Genomic DNA, 21,116 nt, shown 5'->3' on the forward strand with positions numbered 1-21,116 from the left:
ACTATTACCGAAGAGCTGGATAAAATTAACGACGAAAAAATGACCTTGATTTACAAGATCACTGATATGAGCGTCGTTAAAACCATTACGTTTAACAGTAAAGATACACCTTATTACACCTTGCCCGTTTCTACCTACAAATCATGGATATATGTAAATGAAGTAGATGGTGGTACAGAAGTCAGATGGCGTGGGAAGTTTTATCGTTCTTTCATGGATAACCCACCCGTACCAGAAGGTCAGTCTGATTCTGAAGCGGTTGAAGCAGTAACTGCTGTATATAAAAGCGGTTTGGAAAACCTGAAAAACATTATGGAAAAATAATGCTTTTTTCGAAAGACCAAAATGCTTTTCTGAAAGCGGCCCTTAACCGGGTCGCTTTTTTTATGTTTATAACGACTTCGTTAAGCGCCTGTTCAGAGACCACTGACTATGCCTTTATCACTAACCAGCTGAGTGATGACATAACGGTGATCGATATAAATGAACAACAAGTAGTCAGCACGATTAAGGCTGGCAAGGCGCCGGCAGGAGTGGCATTAAGTCAGGACGGAAATCGGGTACTGATTACAAATCCTGATAGTCAGAATATTTCTGTTATTGATGCGCGTAAATTGTCTGAAATCAGCCAGATTGCAGTCGGTCAGGGACCGGTAGGTATTGCCACTAATCATGATGGCAGCATTGCTTATGTTGCTGACTGGTACGAACATAAAATCAGTATCGTCGACGTCGATCAACAACAAATCCGGCATCGTATCGACGTAGGGAAATCACCTGCAGGTATTATCCTCGATGAATCACGTAACCGATTATATGTTGCTAACCGTGATGACAATACTGTCAGCATCATTGACACCATTACTGAACAGGTGCTGGAAACCATAAAGGTTGGTAAATCACCGTTTGGCCTTGCATTAACGGCGGATGGTCAACGGCTTTTCAGCGTTAATGTTCAGGATAACAGTGTGACGATGATAGATACTGATAACTTGACTGCAGCGGCCACTATTGCGGTTGGTGAATGGCCCTACTGTGCGGTGGCTAGTCCTGATGGCAAGTTTCTTTATGTGACCAATCAGGATGAAAACAGCGTATCGGTGATAGATATAGCTACACAGAAGAGTATTAATACCATTGATGTAGAAGACAGCCCGGAAGGTATTGATATAACGGCCAATGGTAAACATCTCTACGTTTCCAACTGGGGTAGTGACAGTGTATCCATCATTGATACTACTACGGGTAAACGTATCACTGATGTTAAAACCGGAAAAGGCAGCCGTGCTTTTGGTGATTTTATTATCAGTCAATAATTTGCTGTGACAATTCAGATAACTTCTCTGGCTGTAACCGACGCCACTTTGAGCGATAGGGCAGTATTACTGGCCGAGCAGCTTAATCTTAAATTGAAGTTGCCTGATGCAGAACAAGCCCAGCTGATTTTAACCCCTACCCGGCTGGAAATTCGTTATCCCCAGCTGGGGGGCCCGGTTTTTATCGATTTTGTTAGCGGTAAAAATCAGCACCGACGTCAATTTGGTGGGGGTCGGGGTCAGCCACTGGCGAAAGCTGTAGGCCTTAAAAAAGGTGCTAATCCAAGCATCATTGATGCCACTGCCGGTTTTGGCAGAGATGCTTTTGTATTTGCCAGTCTTGGTTGTCAGGTGACAATGATTGAACAGCAACCACTTGTAGCTGCCCTATTGGCCGATGCGATGCAACGAGCACAAACTGATGCAGAGACGGCACAAATTATCTCGCGCATGCAGTTACACCAGGGTAATGCTACGACGTATTTAGCCAGCCTTAGCGAAGCTGAAAGACCGGATGTGGTTTATCTGGATCCGATGTATCCAACACGAGAAAAATCAGCTCTGGTCAAAAAGGAAATGCAGCTTTTACATCAGCTGGTCGGCCCCGATAGTAATAGTGCCGACTTACTCAATATTGCACGTAACGTTGCGTTAAAACGGGTAACTGTTAAACGACCTAAAGGTGCTGAGTTTTTCGCCGATCAAAAACCACACGTCAGCATTGAAAGTAAAAATACCCGTTACGATATTTATACTGGTTGATTGAATTAGCGTCGTTGTTTATCCAGTTCTCTTAAATGCGCCAGTTTTTCGGCAATTTTGATTTCCAGACCACGATTCACTGGCTGATAATAGTGTCGCTGAGGCATGGTTTCCGGGAAATAGTTTTCCCCCGCCGCATACGCATCGGGCTCATCATGGGCGTAACGGTATTCCTTGCCGTAATCGAGTTCTTTCATCAGTTTGGTCGGTGCATTACGCAAATGCAAAGGCACTTCGGCTGAACCAAAGTTTTTGGCGTCCTGCATCGCTGCTTTAAAAGCGGTATACACAGCATTGCTTTTGGGCGCACTGGCGAGATAGACCACTGCTTGAGCAATCGCCAATTCGCCTTCGGGACGCCCCAGTTTATCAAAACTTTCCCAGGCATCCAGCGCAATACGCAAGCCACGCGGATCAGCATTACCGATATCTTCAACCGCCATCCGCACAATACGCCGCATCAGATAAACCGGGTCGCAACCGCCATCCAGCATCCGGCACAACCAATACAATGCTCCGTCAGGTGAAGAGCCGCGGACCGATTTATGTAATGCCGATATCTGATCGTAAAACGCTTCTCCCCCCTTATCAAATCGTCTTAAAGTGCCCGATAACACTTCGGCCAGATCTGTCTCATCGACTTCGGTTTGCTGTTTACTGTCTGCTAAATCAATAGCAATTTCCAACAGGTTCAGCACCCTTCGGCCATCACCATCGGCTGCTTGCGCCAACTGTTCACGTAACTTATCGCTCATAGCGATATCACGGCCAGCAAGTCCACGTATACCATCCTGCATAGCCCGCTCAATGATCAGTTTTAAATCATTAATTTCCAGCGACTTGAGCACATAGACGCGTGCCCGTGATAACAATGCGTTATTTAATTCAAATGAGGGGTTTTCAGTGGTGGCACCGATAAAGGTAAAGGTGCCGTCTTCTACATAGGGAAGAAAAGCATCCTGCTGTGACTTGTTAAACCGATGTACTTCATCGACAAACAACATAGTCCGTCGACCACGTTCCTGTTGAAGCTGTTTGGCTCTGGCGACGGCTTCACGAACTTCTTTAACCCCGGCCAATACCGCCGAAATACTGATAAATTCCGCATCACAGTAACCGGCAATCAATCGTGCCAGCGTTGTCTTACCGGTTCCGGGAGGGCCCCAGAAGATCATTGAATGCGGCTGGCCTGTGGCGATGGCTTGTCTTAAGGGCTTCCCCTCAGCCAGTAAATGTTGCTGGCCGATATATTCTTCAAGCGACTGCGGCCGCATCCGATCAGCCAATGGGCGGCCGACCTGTGGATGCAGATTATCAAACAGACTCATTAGGGAACGTCGCCCACCACATCAACACCCGGTGGCGCTTTAAATTCGAATCTTGATGCTGGTAAATCAGGATTAATCTGCAGATTTTTAAACACCAGACGGGTACGTTGATCAAAACTATCTACCATCAGCATTTCACGAATCCCCTTTTCATCAAAAGCCAAAGCGACGGTCTGGTAATTGTTATCATCTGCTTTTGGCACCAGTCGAACCCATTGCAGATCGTCTTCCGATTCCAGTTCCTGAATATCGTATTCCGCTTCAGGCAGGGTATTACCTGATAATAAACCTGCCGGCGTTTCCGCCAAGGCTTCATCCTGTAACTTGACAGTGATTTGTTCCAAATCGACATCGTAAAACCAGATACGCTCGCCATCAGCCACGATTTGTTGTGGGAAAGGTGTTTCATAATCCCAACGGAATTTACCAGGTCTGGATAACAGAAACTGCCCGGTTGCTTCTTCTACGACCTGACCATCAGTATCAATCACGGTTTGCTGGAAGTCAGCTTCCAACTGTGAGACCTCCTGAACAAACGCATTGAGCCTATCAACAGCCGATTCTGCAAATGCCATTGATGGCAAAACTAAGCACCCAAGCATCAACCACTGTGTTGCACAGCGTTTTATCATTTCTTTACTCCAAATCATTTCAGGAACAACTAAGACATCAACTGTTACTAACTAATTGCATTAATTACGAGGAGGGGGTGCTAATACTTCACGACTACCATTGGTTTGCATTGCTGAAACCACACCTGCAGCTTCCATCGCTTCTACAATGCGGGCCGCGCGGTTATAGCCGATTTTCAGACGACGCTGTACTCCGGAAACAGACGCGCGACGGCTTTCAGTCACAATCTGCACTGCTTGATCATAGAGTGGATCAGATTCCCCATCACTGGCATCACCGATTCCGCTGCCACCCTCGTTATCATCATCAGCATTATCCTGGGTAATTTCTTCCAGATAATTTGGGCCGCCCTGGGTTTTAAGGAAATTCACCACTGCATGCACTTCATGATCATCGACAAAGGCACCATGCACACGCTCAGGTAATCCACTGCCTGGAGGCAGATACAACATATCGCCCTGCCCTAACAGCTGCTCCGCACCCATCTGATCAAGGATAGTGCGTGAATCAATTCGCGACGATACCTGAAAAGCCATTCGTGTGGGTATATTGGCTTTAATCAAACCGGTAATGACATCGACCGAGGGTCTTTGGGTTGCCAGAATCAAATGAATACCGGCAGCCCGTGCTTTTTGGGCCAGTCGAGCAATCAGTTCTTCAACCTGTTTGCCAACCACCATCATCATATCGGCCAGTTCGTCGATAATCACCACGATAAATGGCAAAGTCTCTAGTGTTGGTATCGGTTCCCCGGGCAACACTTCAGCCATTGGATCCGGAATCGGTTCACCACTATCAATCGCATCCTGTACTTTTTTATTAAACCCCGCGATATTTCGCACGCCCAACGCCGCCATCAATGGATAACGTCGTTCCATTTCAGCAACACACCAACGCAACGCATTGGCAGCTTCTTTCATATCGGTAACCACCGGCGTCAATAAATGTGGAATATCTTCATAAATCGATAATTCCAGCATTTTTGGATCCACCATAATCAGCCGGACCTCTTTCGGGGTGGCTTTATATAGCAGACTTAAAATCATGGCGTTTACTGCGACAGACTTACCTGAACCCGTTGTACCCGCAACCAGTAAATGCGGCATTTTTTCAAGATTTGCCACCACAGGCCGACCGGCAATATCTTTCCCCAAGGCCATAACCAACGGGGATTTACTGTTTTCATAATCACTACAAGCCAGAATTTCGCGTAACCGAACCACTTCACGGATTTCGTTAGGAATTTCCAACCCGACATAGGGTTTACCCGGAATAATCTCAACAATCCGCACACTGGTGATTGATAAGGCTCTGGCCAGGTCTTTTGCCAGACCACTGATGCGGCTGACCTTGATACCGGCTGCAGGCTGTAATTCAAAGCGGGTGACTACCGGGCCAGGCTGAACCTCTACCACCTGCACTTCCACGCCAAAGTCTTTTAACTTCAACTCCACCAGCCGCGATAACGCCTGTAATACATCTTCACTGTAACCAGCTGTGACAGCTTTTGGCAGATCCAGCAACGACAGCGTCGGCATGCCTGGTGCGTCCTCGAATAAGGGTTGCTGACGTTCTTTTTCTTCGCGCTTGCTGGGCTCTTGTACCTGCAACTTTGGCTCAACTCGGACTTTGGCCTTGTGCTGCATTTTTTCTTTCTGGGCAATAAACGTTTCTTCGCGTTGTTGACGGGTGCGTCTAACCTGCAAATTTTCTTTTAGTTCACGACTCCAGCGAGCCACATGAATTAACACCACCATGGCCATCGCACCTAGACGATCAATAACCATCAGCCAGGATAAACCGGTAAACAACGTTACCCCGGTCAATAGCAGCGCCAAAAGCAATAGACTGGTTCCGGATGCACCAAAAACCGACTCAAAACCATGGCCGACCACTTCGCCCAGCACCCCACCAGCCCCTAATGGCAACAAATCGGCGTAGTCCATTAAACTCAAGGAAGACAAGCCACTGGCTGCAGCCAAGGCCATCACTAATCCAACTGATTTCAATACCCAGAAATGTAACGCATCGTCGCCATCGGCACGTTTGCCCCAACTGAATAAAAGCCAGCCACTGAAGCCCACCATAAATGGCGCAAGATAAGCTGGGAAACCAAAACCGTACAGCAAAGCATCTGCCAACCAGGCTCCGACAATACCGCCCCTGTTCGCGATCAGATCATCAGTACCGGTAGTTGACCACCCCGGATCCGTCGGTTCGTAGGTTAATAAAGACAGAAGTAAATAAGCCGCCAGTGCCAGCGCCAGAATCAGTGCAGCTTCCCGAAGTCTGAATCCGACTGCGCCAGCGGTGGCATCCGGTTTATTTTTGTCGTTTGCCTTTGTCGCTTGTGCCAATGTGATAATTCCAATGAAGCCAATTGATTAAGCGCAAATTCTAACACAGGTTTTAACAGCTGATGCTTGTCCAAAAGCAAAGCAATGGGTACTCTAATCGATTCGTTTTTTATTCGATACTGGGAGACACTCTTATGGCGGACAGCAAACACTGCCGACTATTGATTTTAGGCTCTGGTCCGGCGGGCTATACGGCCGCGGTTTATGCTGCTCGTGCTGCTTTAGAACCCGTTTTAATTACTGGTATTGAACAAGGTGGTCAGTTAACCACCACCACCGATGTCGATAACTGGCCTGGTGATGCCGATGGTGTGCAAGGCCCGGAATTAATGCAGCGTATGCAAAAACATGCAGAACGTTTTGGTACCGATATTATCTTTGATCATATCCATACTGCGGATTTAACTCAGCGCCCATTCAAATTAACCGGCGATGCTGGCGAATACACAGCGGATGCCTTGATCATTGCTACCGGTGCGTCTGCAAAATATCTGGGTATGGATTCTGAAGAAGCCTTTAAAGGGCGCGGTGTTTCAGCATGTGCCACCTGCGATGGTTTCTTCTATAAAAATCAACCTGTTGCCGTCATCGGTGGTGGTAACACAGCAGTGGAAGAAGCATTGTATTTATCTAATATCGCTTCCAAAGTCACCGTAATTCATCGCCGTGATAGCTTCCGCAGTGAAAAAATTCTCAGTAATCAGTTACTGAAAAAAGCCGAAACCGGTAATGTGGAAATTCTCTGGAATCATACTCTGGATGAAGTACTTGGGGATGATGCTGGTGTCACTGGTATTCGGGTCAAGAGCACAGAAACCGATAATACTCAGGAATTTGCTGTTCAGGGTGTGTTTATTGCCATCGGCCATCAACCTAACACGTCAATGTTTAAAGGTCAGCTGGAAATGCAGCACGACTACATTATCCTCAAGAAAGGTACCCAGACCAGTATTCCTGGGGTATTTGCCGCAGGTGATGTGTCGGATCCTATTTACCGTCAGGCAATTACCTCAGCCGGAGCCGGATGTATGGCGGCGCTGGATGCTGAACGTTTTCTGGAAAGTGAAAAATAAAAACTATTCAGGCAGGGGCATCCCCTGCCTTGTATATCCCTAGGAGAAAGACCCATGGCACTTTATCAACATATTTTGATTGCAGCGGATTTTTCCAACCATACGGATATGGTGATTCATCGAGCCAAAGCACTGGCAGCTGCCAACAATACTCGTTTGAGTTTATGTCATATCGTAGAGGATTTCCCGCTTACAGATTTTGCTTATGAGCCAATGATTAGTGTTGATGCCGATATGCGCGAAGCTTTACTCGATGCAGGCAAAAAACAACTGACCGCTTTAGGGCAAAAGTTTGATATTGAACCGAATAATCAATGGATTGAATTTGGCAGTCCAGGTCGCGACATTGTGCGTATTGCCGAGGAAAATAATGTTGATTTGATCGTCGTGGGCTCTCACGGTCGTAAAGGCATTAAAATGCTACTGGGTTCCACCGCCAATGCTGTACTGCATCATGCTGGATGTGACGTTTTAGCGGTCAGGTTAAAGGACGAAAGTTAAGCCACAGATGACTATACGCCTGTCCTCTTTAGGACCGTTTCTTGCTGTGGCGTTTATCAACGCTATGGTCGACCTTGGCCACAAAATTATTGTGCAAAACACCATCTTCAAAATTTATGATGATGCGGCGCAAGTCGGCCTGACTGCTATTGTTAATGCTTTAATTTTATTACCCTTTATTTTATTGTTTACTCCGGCTGGTTATCTTTCAGATCGATTTGCCAAACCCGGTATTATGCGCTGGTCGGCTTTTTCTGCCGTCATTGTTACCTTGTTCATAACACTCTCCTATTATCAAGGCTGGTTTATTTTTGCCTTTGCGCTAACCTTTGTTTTAGCAGCACAAAGTGCGATCTACTCTCCCGCCAAATATGGCTATATCCGTGAGCTGGCCGGTAAAACTGAACTTGCCCCTGCCAATGGTTTTCTGCAAGCCACTACCATCGTGGCAATACTAAGTGGGATATTTGTCTTCACCATCTTGTTTGAAAGCATGTTAAGCGGTCAGAAATATCAAAATGAAGCCGATATTATTCGGCTGATTGCCCCACTGGGATGGTGTTTGGTGGGATTGTCATTATTAGAATTATGGCTGGCATGGCGTCTGCCAATATTGCTTCCCAGCCAGGCAGAGCGACGTTTTAACTGGGAAGCCTATACGCAAGGTAAACAACTAAAAACCAATGTAAAACTGGTGACTACCAATCCGATAATCTGGTTTTCAATATTGGGATTATCATTATTCTGGGCGTTATCCCAAACCATGCTGGCAGTCTTTCCAGCTTTTGCCAAAATTGTGCTGAATGAAGACAATACGATTGTCATTCAGGGATTATTAGCCTGCTCAGGCCTGGGCATTATCAGTGGTTCTCTTCTGGCCGGAAAACTCTGTCGTCAACAAATTCATTTCCCTGTTATTTTGGTGGGAGCGATTGGATTAATCAGCATGCTGTTTGTAATCCCCTACCTTAATACTGTAATACCGTTCGCTTTAGCAATAATTGGCTTTGGTTTTTTTGGCGGTTTGTTTATTATTCCACTTAATGCTTTAATTCAGATGCATGCTGATATCATGCAGCTGGGTAGCGTATTGGCTGCTAATAACTGGGTACAGAATCTGGCGATGATCAGTTTTTTAATGCTGACATATCTGGTAGCCAAAGCTGATACACCCAGTGCATTATTTTTACAATATTTACCTTGGTTAGCTGTACTGTTGATTATCCCAATTCTCATTAAATTAAAACGCAAATTTGTCTGATAAAAACTCACTAAGAAGGATTTTTTGTGTCAACGTCATCATCATTCCCACCCGTTTACACTGAACCTTTTCATCAGGCCTCTGAAAATCTGCGCCGGGCATTACCCTTTATCAATCAGCATCAAACCCCGGTTAATCCGGTAAATTACGCCGTCTGGTACGAATATGTCGCTGGCACCAATCAGGCATTAAAAAAAGCGATTGACAGTCGATTACAACAGAAACAGAAAATCACAGCGGAAATCACTCAGCAGCTTTATGAAAAATACGTCTTAATGGGCATGCCGGAAAGGCTTGAGGCCACTAATAATGGCCTTAGACTGGTCGTCGACAATACGATGAATCAAATCAATAAGGTTGAACTGGCAGCTGATGACTTTTCAGAAGATTTAGCTGTTCAGCAAACGAAACTGGAACAATCCGAAGATATTTCAGTAATCAAAGGTGTGTTGTCAGAAATACTGGAAAATACTCGTCGACTTGGACAGTCTGGCAGCGATCTGAAACAAGAGCTGGCCGAAACCACACAGGAAATTCTGAAACTCAGATCAGAATTGGAAGCCGTAAAACAGGAAGCCATAACTGACGGGTTAACTGGTCTGTTAAATCGTCGCTACCTCAACAAAGAACTTGCCGAGTTGTGCCATCAAGGTAAAAACGTATTTACATTAGCCCTGTTTGATCTCGATAACTTTAAACAGTTAAATGACAGGTTTGGTCATTTACTCGGGGATCGTGTCCTGCAATTCTTTGCCAGTCTGCTGAAAAAACATTGTGTGGATAAACCACATATTGCAGCCCGCTTTGGTGGGGAGGAGATGGCGCTGATTTTTATTGATACTCCATCAAACATAGCGGTGCAAATTGCAGATAATATTCGTCTGCAACTGGCTGAGAGTAACCTGAAGAAAAAAGATAGCGCTGAAACAATTGGAACAGTGACTGTTTCGGTTGGCTTGAGCCAGTATCAACCGGGGGATACCACATTGAATATTATTGAACGTGCGGATGTTGCTTTATATGAATCAAAAGCAGCTGGCCGAAATTGTATTACGTTACGTTAATCAGAACTTGTAAAACTGGCTGTTAAGATAGTCTACCACCTGATTTTGTTGTTCTTTAGTCCAGTTAACATCAGCGGCAATCGCACAATTAGCGACGCGCTTATTTAACCCCTCCAGACTTTTAACACCCCGCTTATCCCGGGTGTATAGCGAATTTGGTTTTCCGTCAGTCAGTGACGCATGACATTGCATGCAGTTGTTATCGTGTAATTGTTTTCCCTGTGCCAGCGCCATAGCGCTGACAGTGAGGAAAATCATAGCCACTAAATAACGCATAGCTCAGACAACCGCTCGTGTTTGTAATGCAGCAATACGCAAAGATGCGGGCGGATGCGAATCATAGATAGCCGACACCAAAGGGTCCGGTGTTAACGTACTGGCATTTTCTTTATACAAAGCCACCAACGCGGTAATCAAGTCATCGGCATTGGAAACCGATGCCGCATAGGCATCTGCTTCAAACTCGTATTTGCGTGACATCGATGTCATCAACGGATGCAGGAAGAAACTGAATACCGGAATCACCAGCATAAACAGAATCAGTGCAATCGCATTATTTTGTGTCTCGACACCCAGACCAGTGTAAAACCAGGTCTGTGTTGATGCCCAACCTAGCAATGCCAATCCAACCAGACTCATCACAGCCATCATCAGCATATTCTTGACGACATGCTTGCGACGGAAATGTCCCAGTTCATGAGCGAGGACGGCTTCAATCTGATCTTCATTCAACGTATTCAACAACGTATCAAAAAATACGATGCGTTTGTTATTACCCAAGCCTGTGAAATAGGCATTGCCGTGACCACTGCGGCGTGAACCGTCCATCACATAAATACCCTGACTTTTAAAGCCACAGCGCTGCAATAAATTTTCAACCTTCTGTTTCAGGTTGGCATCATCCAGAGGGGTAAATTTATTAAATAACGGCGCGATAAATGCTGGATAGGCCCACATCATCACCACGGCAAAAACCATCCAGGCGGCCCATAAATACAACCACCAGAATTCACCTGTGCTGTTCATCAACCACAAGGTCACCCAGGCAATCGGTGCTCCGAGAACCAACATCAGCAACATCTGTTTACCAAAGTCACCTAAAAACAAGGCAGGTGTATTACGGTTGAAGCCGAATTTCTCTTCCATTACAAAAGTGCGATACCAGGACAACGGTAATTCCAGTAATGAACCAATTACCAGAAAACTCAGAATCAAAACCACACCAGTTGTCATGGCTGACCATCCCAGACTTTCCCAGGCTCCGGACAATAATGCCAAACCACCGCCCAATGTCCACAGGATTAAGACAATTGCACCAAACCAGCTTTCGCGTCGCATTTGAGCACCTTTAGCCACAGTGTAATCAGCAGCTTTCTGATGTGCAGCCAAACCGATCTGCTCACGAAATGCGGCGGGCACTTCATCGCGATTCGCCAGCACATGGCGACGTTGACGCAATGACAACCAGATCTCAATCCCCGTCATCAGGGCGAGTGCAATTAAAAATATCCAGCTAAATTCGTTCATAATTTTTTAAACCAGTTAGAATCGTATAATGTGTGGTGTACATTAGCCTTTGATACAATCAATGGCAACATAGTTCACTTAAATCTGTAGTAATAAAAAGACGGAGCCCATGGCCAAAAGCAAACATAACCTGATCTGGATTGACCTGGAAATGACCGGTCTCGATACTAATAACGACTATATTATCGAAATTGCCACCATTGTCACTGACAGCGACCTGAATATTTTGGCAGAAGGCCCGATCATTGCTATTCATCAATCTGACGCTATTCTGGCGGGTATGGATGAATGGAATACCAAACAGCATGGTGGTTCTGGGCTGGCTGACCGCGTTCGTAACAGCATTGTTACGGTCGAACAGGCCGAACAGGAAACCCTCGATTTTTTGAAAAAGCACGTCCCTGCTGGTATTTCGCCCATGTGTGGCAATAGTATCTGTCAGGATCGCCGCTTTATGGCGCGGTTGATGCCCGAACTGGAAGCCTATTTCCATTACCGTAATCTTGACGTTAGCAGCTTCAAAGAAATTGCACGGCGCTGGGCGCCCAAAGTCGAAAAATCTTTCAAGAAAAAATCGTCACATCTGGCGATGGACGATATCAAAGACTCTATTCGCGAACTGCAGCACTATCGTGAGCATATGATTAAAGTGCCAGAGTAAATTTACAATTTATAACAATTTCAATTCACGGTAATTTCACGACAAGCGCAGGATGATCATTACACTCAATTAAATTGTGATCGTAATGGCGCATCTCAAACCACACTTACCATCCAAATTTTGTTTGGTCTGCAACCGTCCGTTCAGCTGGCGAAAAAAATGGCGTGAGTGTTGGGAGCAGGTGCTTTACTGCTCAGAGCGGTGTCGTCGTCAGCGTAAGCAGGTCAACTACTTATGACCCCCTTATTTGGGTTCCCTGAAAAAATGGTATTACTTGATTGTGAGACCACCGGCGGTAATTCAATTCGTGATCGTCTCACCGAGATTGCTTTGATTGAAATCACTAATGGGGTGGAAACCGATCGCTGGCAAACCTTGATAAATCCGGGGGTCAGCATTCCACCGTGGATCAGCAAACTTACTGGCATTACCGATGTAATGGTGGCAAACCAACCGTCCTTTGCCGACATTGCTGAAGAATTGCAGCAACGTCTAGCGGACAAAGTGTTTGTCGCCCATCATGTTCGATTTGATTATGGTTTTATCCGCGAATCGTTTCGGCGTATTGGTATAACCTTTTCTGCCAAAACGCTGTGTTCGGTCAAAATCAGTCGTTTGTTATACCCGGAACAACGTCGTCATGGTATTGATGCGATTGTTGCCCGGCTCGGCCTGACCATTAATCAACGGCATCGGGCAATGGATGATGCCCAAGTCATTCTTGAGTTATTCCAGCAGACTCAACACGATTTTGATGAATCCACTATCCAGCAAGCCTGTAAGCAATTATCACAACAAACCCGCTTGCCCAGTCATCTGGATATTGCTGAAATTAATAAACTGCCAGAACGCCCAGGTGTTTATCAGTTTTTTGATGATCAAGGCGCGCTGTTATATATCGGTAAATCCATTAATATCAAACAACGTGTGCTCAGTCATTTTGTACAGAATGGCAAGCTACGCAACACCGAAATGCAACAACAGCTGCAACATATCGATTTTATCGAAACCCCTTCCGATTTTGGTGCTCAGCTACTGGAAAACCAGTTAATAAAAAGTAAAACGCCGCGCTATAACCGTCGCCAGACCAAAGCAAAACGACTGTATCAAATCGCTTTAACGGTTGATGATAAGGGTTACCACCGTACCACAATTGAAATGGCTGACTTGCATCAGCCGCCGGATATCAGTCAGCGTTATGGATTATTCCGTAGCCAAAAACAGGCAGAAAAAAACTGCTCGATCTAATTAATGAACATCAGCTGTGTCAGAAACTTTGCGGCCTGGAAAAAACTAAAAATGGCTGTTTTGGTTATCAATTAAAAAAATGTTTGGGTGCCTGCTGCAATGAAGAGCCGGCAGTACGGTACAACCTGCGATTGCAAACTGCGTTATCCGGCATGAAGAATCAGGCCTGGCCCTGGTCAGGCCCAATAGTAATTACGGAACTGCCGGCAGATGGCGATTACGACGCGGCGCACTTTCATTTAGTCGATCAATGGCTTTATCTTGGGACCATCAAAAATCAGCATGATGCTTATGAAAAGCTGCAACAGCGATATGCTGAACCCCAATATTTTGATTTGGATGCGTACAAAATCCAGCTACGATTTTTATTAAAACTCCGCCCTAAACAGTTACTGATTGAAACCTTACGTTTACCTGCAGAGGAGGCTTCATGATCTCCAAAAGTCATAGAATTTTAGGTTATGCCGGACTGCTGCCTTTCTTAGGATTGGCGATTATGAGCTGGCTGGGCTATTTATATGCTATCGACTGGCTGCTCAGTTATGCGGCATTAATTTTCAGTTTTCTTGGTGGCCTGCTCTGGTATGTCAGCAGCGTTGAAAAGCTGCCCCGGCACGTAGTGATTGTCAGTGTTTCCACCATGCTATGGGCCTGGTGTTGGCTATTATCTCCTACACATTACTGGCTGTGGCTGGCTGCTTTATCATTTATCGGCTTGCACTTATACGAACGGCAGCATCTCGCTGAAATTTATTCTGCCGAATTGATGCAGCTGCGTGGACATCTCTCTTATGGTGCTGCGTTTTTTTTGTGGCTGGCCGCGCTGTCGACATTAAATGTCTGAGCTGCGTTATCTCAACCTGATCCTCGGTGATCAACTTGATGCAGAGAGTCTATTGTTCGATGGCTTTGATCAGCAAAATGATCGACTGTGGATGGCGGAAGTGTCGGCGGAGACCACAGAATATTTATCGAGTAAACAGCGCACGGTTTTATTTTTATCGGCGATGCGACACTTTGCTGAAAAGCTAAATACTGAGAAATATCCGCTGATTTATTGGACGTTAAAAGATAAAAAATCCAGTTTCCCAGAGGCTTTATCTGCCACGTTAAAACACAATTCATTTGAAAAAATCCGCTGCGTATTGCCTGGTGATGTCCGTGTTATAAATGAAATACAACAATGCGCTAAAGACTCTGATATCGAGATTGAATGGCTGGCCGATCAGCATTTCATCAGTGAAAAAGGAGAATTCAAAGCCTGGTTAGCCAATCGCAAACAACCGCGAATGGAATTCTGGTATCGCCAACTGCGTAAAAGCCGGCAAATCCTGATGGAAAATGATCAGCCGATTGGCGGTCAATGGAATTTTGATAAGGACAACCGCAAAAGCTTTGGCAAAAAAGGACCATCCAAATTGCCTGCTCCTTTATTGTTTGAAGCGGATAACATCACCAGACAAGTCATAGCGGATGTTGAAAAATTTCTGCCCAATCTCTACGGTAATATTGAAAGCTTTAACTGGCCAGTCACTCGTCAGCAGGCATTAGAGGCATTAAAAGATTTCATTAAACACCGGTTGAAACATTTCGGCGATTATCAGGATGCGATGTGGACTGATGAACCTTGGCTTTATCATTCACGCTTATCGACCTGCCTGAATCTCAAACTACTCTCCCCCGCAGAAGTTATTGCAGCGGCTGAAAAAGCCTATGCCAAAAATGAAGCACCATTAAATGCTGTGGAAGGTTTTATTCGGCAAATCCTCGGCTGGCGGGAATATGTGCGGGGGCTTTACTGGAGCTATCGCGATGACTGGTTGCAGATGAATGCACTCAATGCACGGCGTAATCTGCCAACGCTTTATTGGGATGCCGAAAGCGAAATGGCCTGTCTGCATCACAGTGTCAAACAGGTGTTAGATCATGGATACGGGCATCATATTCAACGGCTGATGGTGACGGGCTTGTTTGCGTTGTTATGGGGCGTCAAACCAAAGGCTATTCACGAGTGGTATCTGGCAATGTATGTCGATGCCGTTGCTTGGGTGGAAATTCCTAATACCTTGGGTATGAGCCAATACGCCGATGGCGGCATCGTCGGCTCCAAACCTTATATTGCCAGCGGTGCTTATATTGATCGCATGTCCAATTATTGTCAGTCTTGTCCATTTAATCCCAAGCAAGCCAGTGGCGAGAATGCCTGTCCATTTACCACGCTGTACTGGCATTTTGTCTACCGGCATCAGGATTTGCTGAGTAAAAACCCTCGTCTCGGTATGCAGGTCAAAAACTGGCACAACAAATCTCAAGAAGAACAACAGGCCATCAGCCAGCGTGCTGAGTTCCTGTTCAAAAATTTACCGTAAGGAAGCTCCATGCAAGCAACTCAACTGGTTTGGTTACGCAATGATTTACGACTGGATGATCATCCGGCATTGGCACTCGCAGCTGAACACGGGCCAATTCAGGTAGTGTTTTGCGCCACACCTGAACAATGGATGCAACATGATGAGTCCCCGGCAAAATTAGGGCTTCGCGCAGCGGTATTACAGGATATCGCTGATCGACTTGCCCAGCTCGGCATACCGTTTCATTTACTCGAAGTCGATTTTTTTACCGATGTGCCCGATGAATTATTGAAATTCTGCCAGCAGCAAAATATCAGTGATATCTGGTTTCAGGCCGAAACGCCGCTGGATGAACAACGCCGTGATCAGGCGGTAAATAATGTCTTAAGCAAAGCCAATATAAATGTACATTTGCTCGCCGAAGATTTACTGGTCGCCATACCAGTAAAAACCCAGCAGGATGATCCTTTTAAAGTATTCACGCCTTATTACCGTCGCTGGCTGCAAATCCTCGAAGATATTCAGCAAGCCCCGTATGCTGAGCCGAAACCACAGGGCAAAGCCTTAAAGCCTGACTTTTTGAAATGCGATTGGGCCGGTGAGTTTCGTGATGACTTATGGCCCGGCAATGAACAAAAAGCCTTGGAACGCGTTTCAGCTTTTTGTGAAATCAAGCTCGATGATTACAAAAGCCAACGCGATTTTCCAAGCAAACCGGCCACCAGCACCCTGTCACCGTATCTGGCCAACGGTCAGTTAGGTCCGAGAAGATTACTGGCTACCATTCAGTTTTATTGCGGTGAAGCCAACCGTGACTGGCGTCATGATGACTGGTTGCGTGAACTCGCCTGGCGGGATTTTTATAAACAATTATTGCTGTATTTTCCACGCCTCAGCATGGGTAAAGCATTCAAACCGGAAACCGAAAAAGTTATCTGGCGCGAAGATGAAGCCGGATTCAAAGCATGGTGCGAAGGTAAAACCGGCTTTCCAATTGTTGATGCTGCTATGCGCCAACTTAATCAAACCGGCTGGATGCATAATCGTCTCAGAATGATTACCGCCAGCTTCCTGAGCAAACTGCTGTTGCTCGACTGGCGACGTGGTGAACAGTATTTTATGCAGACATTAATTGATGGCGAATTCGCTGCGAATAACGGTGGCTGGCAATGGAGTGCATCAACCGGCGTCGATTCAGCGCCATACTTTCGGGTCTTTAACCCCACCCTGCAATCCGAACGCTACGATCCACAGGGATTATTTATCAAACGCTTTGTTCCGGAATTAAAGGATGTACCAATCAAGCAATTACATAATCCACCAGCAGATTTACGCGAACAATGCGGCTATCCACAACCAGTCGTTGATTACAAGCAGGCCAGAAAAGATGCCATCGCGGCTTTTAAGGACTTGCCGAAAGATTAACTTTCAATTGAATCCAAAGCTTTTGGTAACGGAACTCCAAAGGTTTAACCCGCAGATTACGCAGATGGACGCAGATTTTTTGGATTAACCACAGAGACATGGAGCGCACAGAGATTAATAAACGATTTAGATCGAGTTAACACAGCGTAACCGGACATATGAAGATGTGATTGTTATGCTTCGTTAATTAAGCGCCAACCCACAAAAGTTTTTTTGAATTCACCAATCATGATGGTTTATGCAGCAAGGTTAAATCAAAGTTACTTTCCATTAATCTGCGCCCATCGGCGAAATCTGCGGATAAATATCTATATAAACCTCTGTGCTCTCCGTGCCTCTGTGGTTAATACATTGGAATGTCTCAGCCATTTAAAACAATGATGCCCAAGGCGATCACATAAACAGAGAGAATTAAGGCACTTTCGAAACCAATCCGACCAATACCGTATGTCTCGCGTCGCACCATGCCCAGCAAAAGAATGGCAGTCATCAAAATACTGACCAACCCCCATGTCATCTGTACTGGTGACATATCGTGATAGATGGAATTATGCGGATAGCCCGCATCGGCTGCGGCTACCACGAGAATATTAAAACAGTTGGTACCGAAGATATTACTCACTGCCAAGGTCAGCGCGCCATAACGTATCGCGGCGATAGTGGTCACCAATTCGGGTGTGGAAGTCGCCAGGGCAGTAAACAAGCCACCCACCAAAGTGTCAGAAAGGCCAGTATGATCAGCAATACCTTTGGCTGATTCCATTACCATCCACCCCGCGATGCAGGTCACCAAAGCCAGGGCAATAAACCCAAGCCATGTCGCCGCCAGGCTACCATGATGTTGTTTTTCAGGTTTATCCGGAACTGTCTGGCGGGTTGATCGGGGAAACCACATGGGTCTTGACTGCGTCTGGTGAACCAAGTGCAAACCAAACAGATAGGCGACGACGATCACCGGTGTAACCGGATGCACACCCCAGAAGGAAACCGAAGGTGTGACGATCGCCAGTAACGGCAGGGTTAGTAAAACGATCAACAAGCCTGCCAACATCAGGTTCACAGGGGAAGCAGCGGCATGTTCCAGATTGGCTTTGCGATAAACGATGTCTGCAATGCCAAGAAATACCAGATTCACTGCCATGCTACCCATAACATTACTCATGGCTAAATCAGGCCGTGAATCCATTGCGGCACTTAAAGTCGCGGCAAAATCGGGTAACGAAGTTACTCCCGCCAGCAGCAATACTCCAAACAGTGCTTCCCCCATGCCAGTCCGATCAGCCAGTTCATCTGCCAATTTTGCCAACCGACTGCCAGCGAGAATGATGACCAGAGCAGCGATGCCAAAAGCGATCATGTTGAACGTCAAGGATGAAAACATTTAGGGCCTCAAATGGCTATGAATTGCCTGAAATATTAATCAAAACTTATTCTCAGCCAAAACTACCATGATTTGATCCGCAGATTTTTTAAATATAACCACAGAGGCACAGAGGGCACAGAGGTTTAATAGATATTAATCCGCAGATTACGCAGATTAATTGAGAAGCAAAGTTGTTAATATAAAAAATTCGTAGGTTGGCGCTGAGGCACGAAGCCCAACAATCATTTTTTTTGTGTCGGATTACGTTTCATTAACCCGACCTACATTATTTATTAATCTCTATGCCCTCTGTGTCTCTGTGGTTAATTACCAATTATCAAGTCCCAATCACACCACCATCATCTTTAGTAATAAGCACCGTTGCAGAACGGGGACGGCCATTTGGGTAATGATCGGGCCAGTTACTTGCCGCGTTAGGATTTTGGGGCGACTTATTAATGCCACGTCTTTGCAGAACATCTAACATTTCACCTGGATGCTGAATATTCACCCACATGGTTTTCATATCGGGTGTCATGATTACGCCAGTGACTTCACAACCAACGGGACCGGTGAGAAAACGGCGGATTTCGCCAGTCGCAGGATCGGCTGCCAGCATCTGGTTATTGCCGAATTCTTTAAACCGCCCATCATTCATTACACTGGAACTGACATCGGTCTGAATCCATAACACACCGCGGTCATCGATATATAAACCATCGGGATTGGCGAACTGTTCACCCTCTCCTTCGCCGCCCAAAACAAATACCTGCCAACTAAACTCAGTGGAAGTGGCATCAGCTTCGCTGAATTTAATGATATGACCAAAAAGATTGTGGTTACGCGGATTAGCTGCATCTTTGCTTGGTTTGTCTTCACTACCCCGATCGCTGTTATTGGTTAGCGAAACAAACACATCATCGGTGTGTGGATGCACGGTAATCCATTCAGGGCGATCCATTTTGGTGGCGCCCACTATATCTGCTGCTGCACGGGCATGAATCAACACATCAGCTTGATCGACAAAACCATTTTCAGCAGTTAAGCCATTCTCGCCAAACACCAGCGGCAACCAACGGGCGCTGCCATCCTCTTCAAAGCGGGCAACATATAGAATGCCTTCATCCAACAGACGTCCATGCTGTGCCCCAAGGGTGCCATCCCATGCATCGCGGGTAATGAATTTATAGATGTATTCAAATTTGGAATCATCACCCGAATAAAATGCCAACCGGCCATCCTTACCGGCTTTATGAGCCACATTTTCATGTGCAAAGCGGCCGAGAGCTGTACGTTTTACTGGGATGCTTTGCGGATCATATGGATCAAACTCAACCACCCAGCCAAAGCGATTGGCTTCATTAGGCTCTTTATCCAGCTCAAAACGCTTATCGAACTGCTGCCAGCCATAATAGCTGAAACCTAATTTGTAACGCTGCCAACGGCGTTCTGTATCAGCATCTCTTGGCTGGTTGGGATCAGCTACAAAGTAATAATGAAAATTCTCTTCGCAGGTCAGATACGTGCCCCAGGGTGTTTTACCATTGGCGCAGTTGTTTAATGTACCCAATACATTTTTGCCTTCAGGATCGGTTTGGGTTCTCAGCAACGCATGTCCTGCTGCCGGGCCGCTGATCTGCATTGGTGTGTTAGCCGTTAACCGGCGGGCATAGGTCGATGGCCGGACAATTTGCCACTCACCATTTTCCTGCCTGACTTCAATCAATGACACACCGTGAGCATTTTGCTCTTTGGTAACTTTATCGGCAGTATAGGTTTCCGGTGAATGGGTATGGCTGCCATCGGTATGAATGACATCCAGATCCAGATATTCATGATTCATTACCAGCAGGCCATGATCATTGTTATCTGAACCTTTAGGCAGCGGAAAATACTGCAAGGCATCATGGTGCATACCTGCTTGTTGCATTTGATCAGCGGCACTGTTGCTGGCATCCATATTAAATGCCGGGCCATCCGAAATAGGATCACCCCAACGGTAAAACACTTCAGCCCGATAGCCCTCCGGTACCATTACTTCATCCAGTAAATCAGCGGCCGGAATCGGCGTAAAGCCAAGTAATTGAGCATGATTGTGAAGCATCGTAGCCGCAGAAGATAATGGCATGGCTGATGCCAGCATTGCACCTAAACTGAATTGCAGCACTGAACGTCGACTCAACTGCTTTTGCAGGAGTGGCTCAAAATGGTTGTTCATAAAAATTCCAACTACAAATTACGACTCG

Annotated in this window: 21 protein-coding genes; 14 read left to right on the plus strand and 7 right to left on the minus strand. The window is 45.9% G+C overall.

Translation table 11 applies throughout. The annotated features are described in order from the left end of the window. The 3 genes from B3M51_RS01400 to B3M51_RS01410 all read left to right on the plus strand — a co-directional run. Positions 1-324, plus strand: a 324-nt coding sequence (locus B3M51_RS01400; protein WP_292756310.1) for an SRPBCC family protein, incomplete at its 5' end; no start/stop codon positions are given. Next, positions 324-1,316 (plus strand): beta-propeller fold lactonase family protein, encoded by a 993-nt coding sequence (locus tag B3M51_RS01405; protein ID WP_292756312.1) that lies wholly within the window; start codon positions 324-326, stop codon positions 1,314-1,316. The genes B3M51_RS01400 and B3M51_RS01405, both read left to right, overlap by 1 nt. 6 nt (positions 1,317-1,322) lie before the next feature. Continuing rightward, entirely contained in the window at positions 1,323-2,078 is a 756-nt protein-coding gene (locus tag B3M51_RS01410; RefSeq protein ID WP_292756314.1) for a class I SAM-dependent methyltransferase, read from the plus strand. Positions 2,079-2,083: 5 nt separating this feature from the next. On the opposite strand, the gene B3M51_RS01415 is transcribed toward B3M51_RS01410, so the two are convergent. Genes B3M51_RS01415 through B3M51_RS01425 form a run of 3 tightly spaced genes read right to left on the minus strand, consistent with a single transcriptional unit; the run spans position 2,084 to position 6,396 of the window. Further along, complete coding sequence (locus tag B3M51_RS01415; protein WP_292756316.1) at positions 2,084-3,406, minus strand: replication-associated recombination protein A; 1,323 nt, start codon at positions 3,404-3,406, stop codon at positions 2,084-2,086. Continuing rightward, entirely contained in the window at positions 3,406-4,038 is a 633-nt protein-coding gene (gene lolA, locus B3M51_RS01420; RefSeq protein ID WP_292756318.1) for an outer membrane lipoprotein chaperone LolA, read from the minus strand. Before lolA ends, B3M51_RS01415 begins: the two co-directional genes overlap by 1 nt. Before the next feature lie 60 nt (positions 4,039-4,098). Beyond that, on the minus strand, positions 4,099-6,396 hold the full coding sequence (locus B3M51_RS01425) for a DNA translocase FtsK (protein WP_292756320.1): 2,298 nt from the start codon (positions 6,394-6,396) through the stop codon (positions 4,099-4,101). A 134-nt stretch (positions 6,397-6,530) separates the two neighbouring features. Between B3M51_RS01425 and trxB the strand changes: the two genes are divergently transcribed. From trxB to B3M51_RS01445, 4 genes are read left to right on the plus strand one after another with little or no spacing between them, the layout of a single operon-like run. After that, entirely contained in the window at positions 6,531-7,469 is a 939-nt protein-coding gene (trxB, locus tag B3M51_RS01430; protein ID WP_292479392.1) for a thioredoxin-disulfide reductase, read from the plus strand. Positions 7,470-7,523: 54 nt separating this feature from the next. Further along, positions 7,524-7,970 (plus strand): universal stress protein, encoded by a 447-nt coding sequence (locus tag B3M51_RS01435; RefSeq protein ID WP_292756322.1) that lies wholly within the window; start codon positions 7,524-7,526, stop codon positions 7,968-7,970. Positions 7,971-7,977: 7 nt separating this feature from the next. Continuing rightward, entirely contained in the window at positions 7,978-9,231 is a 1,254-nt protein-coding gene (locus B3M51_RS01440) for an MFS transporter (RefSeq protein ID WP_292756324.1), read from the plus strand. Between the two features lie 26 nt (positions 9,232-9,257). Next, the gene (locus B3M51_RS01445; RefSeq protein ID WP_292756326.1) at positions 9,258-10,295 is read left to right on the plus strand and encodes a GGDEF domain-containing protein; all 1,038 of its coding nucleotides are present in this window, start codon (positions 9,258-9,260) and stop codon (positions 10,293-10,295) included. Here the strand turns inward: B3M51_RS01445 and B3M51_RS01450 are convergent, their stop codons facing one another. Both B3M51_RS01450 and B3M51_RS01455 read right to left on the minus strand, forming a co-directional pair. After that, the gene (locus tag B3M51_RS01450) at positions 10,296-10,571 is read right to left on the minus strand and encodes a cytochrome c (protein ID WP_292756328.1); all 276 of its coding nucleotides are present in this window, start codon (positions 10,569-10,571) and stop codon (positions 10,296-10,298) included. It abuts the gene before it with no gap. A 3-nt stretch (positions 10,572-10,574) separates the two neighbouring features. Further along, positions 10,575-11,822, minus strand: a complete 1,248-nt coding sequence (locus tag B3M51_RS01455; protein ID WP_292479396.1) for a M48 family metallopeptidase — start codon at positions 11,820-11,822, stop codon at positions 10,575-10,577. Between the two features lie 109 nt (positions 11,823-11,931). On the opposite strand from B3M51_RS01455, the gene orn reads away from it, so the two are divergent. The 7 genes from orn (at position 11,932) to B3M51_RS01490 (ending at position 17,507) form a co-directional block, all read left to right on the plus strand. Continuing rightward, positions 11,932-12,483: an oligoribonuclease gene (gene orn / locus B3M51_RS01460; RefSeq protein ID WP_292756330.1), complete on the plus strand. Its 552-nt coding sequence runs from the start codon at positions 11,932-11,934 to the stop codon at positions 12,481-12,483. 85 nt (positions 12,484-12,568) lie between these two features. Then, on the plus strand, positions 12,569-12,721 hold the full coding sequence (locus tag B3M51_RS01465) for a DUF2256 domain-containing protein (protein ID WP_292479398.1): 153 nt from the start codon (positions 12,569-12,571) through the stop codon (positions 12,719-12,721). After that, positions 12,718-13,731, plus strand: coding sequence for an exonuclease domain-containing protein (locus tag B3M51_RS01470; protein WP_292756332.1), 1,014 nt, complete (start codon positions 12,718-12,720; stop codon positions 13,729-13,731). Before B3M51_RS01465 ends, B3M51_RS01470 begins: the two co-directional genes overlap by 4 nt. Positions 13,732-13,862: 131 nt before the next feature. Further along, positions 13,863-14,165 carry a hypothetical protein gene (locus tag B3M51_RS01475; protein WP_292756334.1) on the plus strand — a complete coding sequence of 101 codons (303 nt, stop codon included), beginning with the start codon at positions 13,863-13,865 and terminating at the stop codon, positions 14,163-14,165. Continuing rightward, positions 14,162-14,575 carry a DUF3429 domain-containing protein gene (locus B3M51_RS01480; RefSeq protein ID WP_292756336.1) on the plus strand — a complete coding sequence of 138 codons (414 nt, stop codon included), beginning with the start codon at positions 14,162-14,164 and terminating at the stop codon, positions 14,573-14,575. The genes B3M51_RS01475 and B3M51_RS01480 overlap by 4 nt, the downstream gene beginning before the upstream one ends. Further along, complete coding sequence (locus tag B3M51_RS01485) at positions 14,568-16,100, plus strand: cryptochrome/photolyase family protein (protein WP_292756338.1); 1,533 nt, start codon at positions 14,568-14,570, stop codon at positions 16,098-16,100. Before B3M51_RS01480 ends, B3M51_RS01485 begins: the two co-directional genes overlap by 8 nt. 9 nt (positions 16,101-16,109) lie before the next feature. Next, positions 16,110-17,507, plus strand: coding sequence for a cryptochrome/photolyase family protein (locus B3M51_RS01490; RefSeq protein ID WP_292756340.1), 1,398 nt, complete (start codon positions 16,110-16,112; stop codon positions 17,505-17,507). Between the two features lie 361 nt (positions 17,508-17,868). Here B3M51_RS01490 and B3M51_RS01495 read toward each other — a convergent pair whose 3' ends face one another. Both B3M51_RS01495 and B3M51_RS01500 read right to left on the minus strand, forming a co-directional pair. Then, positions 17,869-18,888 (minus strand): sodium:calcium antiporter, encoded by a 1,020-nt coding sequence (locus tag B3M51_RS01495; protein WP_292479403.1) that lies wholly within the window; start codon positions 18,886-18,888, stop codon positions 17,869-17,871. Between the two features lie 319 nt (positions 18,889-19,207). After that, positions 19,208-21,088 (minus strand): PhoX family protein, encoded by a 1,881-nt coding sequence (locus B3M51_RS01500; protein WP_292756342.1) that lies wholly within the window; start codon positions 21,086-21,088, stop codon positions 19,208-19,210. Between the last annotated feature and the right edge of the window lie 28 nt (positions 21,089-21,116).

The organism is Methylophaga sp. UBA2689 (genome assembly GCA_002354555.1).
Classification (GTDB): Bacteria; Pseudomonadota; Gammaproteobacteria; order Nitrosococcales; family Methylophagaceae; genus Methylophaga.

Bases quoted from the DNA above. Each gene is read 5' to 3' on its own strand.
- B3M51_RS01405 (WP_292756312.1), top strand. From the start codon at position 324: ATGCTTTTTTCGAAAGACCAAAATGCTTTTCTGAAAGCGGCCCTTAAC.
- B3M51_RS01415 (WP_292756316.1), bottom strand. From the start codon at position 3,406: ATGAGTCTGTTTGATAATCTGCATCCACAGGTCGGCCGCCCATTGGCT.
- lolA (WP_292756318.1), bottom strand. From the start codon at position 4,038: ATGATAAAACGCTGTGCAACACAGTGGTTGATGCTTGGGTGCTTAGTT.
- trxB (WP_292479392.1), top strand. From the start codon at position 6,531: ATGGCGGACAGCAAACACTGCCGACTATTGATTTTAGGCTCTGGTCCG.
- B3M51_RS01435 (WP_292756322.1), top strand. From the start codon at position 7,524: ATGGCACTTTATCAACATATTTTGATTGCAGCGGATTTTTCCAACCAT.
- B3M51_RS01440 (WP_292756324.1), top strand. From the start codon at position 7,978: ATGACTATACGCCTGTCCTCTTTAGGACCGTTTCTTGCTGTGGCGTTT.
- B3M51_RS01450 (WP_292756328.1), bottom strand. From the start codon at position 10,571: ATGCGTTATTTAGTGGCTATGATTTTCCTCACTGTCAGCGCTATGGCG.
- B3M51_RS01455 (WP_292479396.1), bottom strand. From the start codon at position 11,822: ATGAACGAATTTAGCTGGATATTTTTAATTGCACTCGCCCTGATGACG.
- orn (WP_292756330.1), top strand. From the start codon at position 11,932: ATGGCCAAAAGCAAACATAACCTGATCTGGATTGACCTGGAAATGACC.
- B3M51_RS01465 (WP_292479398.1), top strand. From the start codon at position 12,569: ATGGCGCATCTCAAACCACACTTACCATCCAAATTTTGTTTGGTCTGC.
- B3M51_RS01470 (WP_292756332.1), top strand. From the start codon at position 12,718: ATGACCCCCTTATTTGGGTTCCCTGAAAAAATGGTATTACTTGATTGT.
- B3M51_RS01480 (WP_292756336.1), top strand. From the start codon at position 14,162: ATGATCTCCAAAAGTCATAGAATTTTAGGTTATGCCGGACTGCTGCCT.
- B3M51_RS01485 (WP_292756338.1), top strand. From the start codon at position 14,568: ATGTCTGAGCTGCGTTATCTCAACCTGATCCTCGGTGATCAACTTGAT.
- B3M51_RS01490 (WP_292756340.1), top strand. From the start codon at position 16,110: ATGCAAGCAACTCAACTGGTTTGGTTACGCAATGATTTACGACTGGAT.
- B3M51_RS01495 (WP_292479403.1), bottom strand. From the start codon at position 18,888: ATGTTTTCATCCTTGACGTTCAACATGATCGCTTTTGGCATCGCTGCT.
- B3M51_RS01500 (WP_292756342.1), bottom strand. From the start codon at position 21,088: ATGAACAACCATTTTGAGCCACTCCTGCAAAAGCAGTTGAGTCGACGT.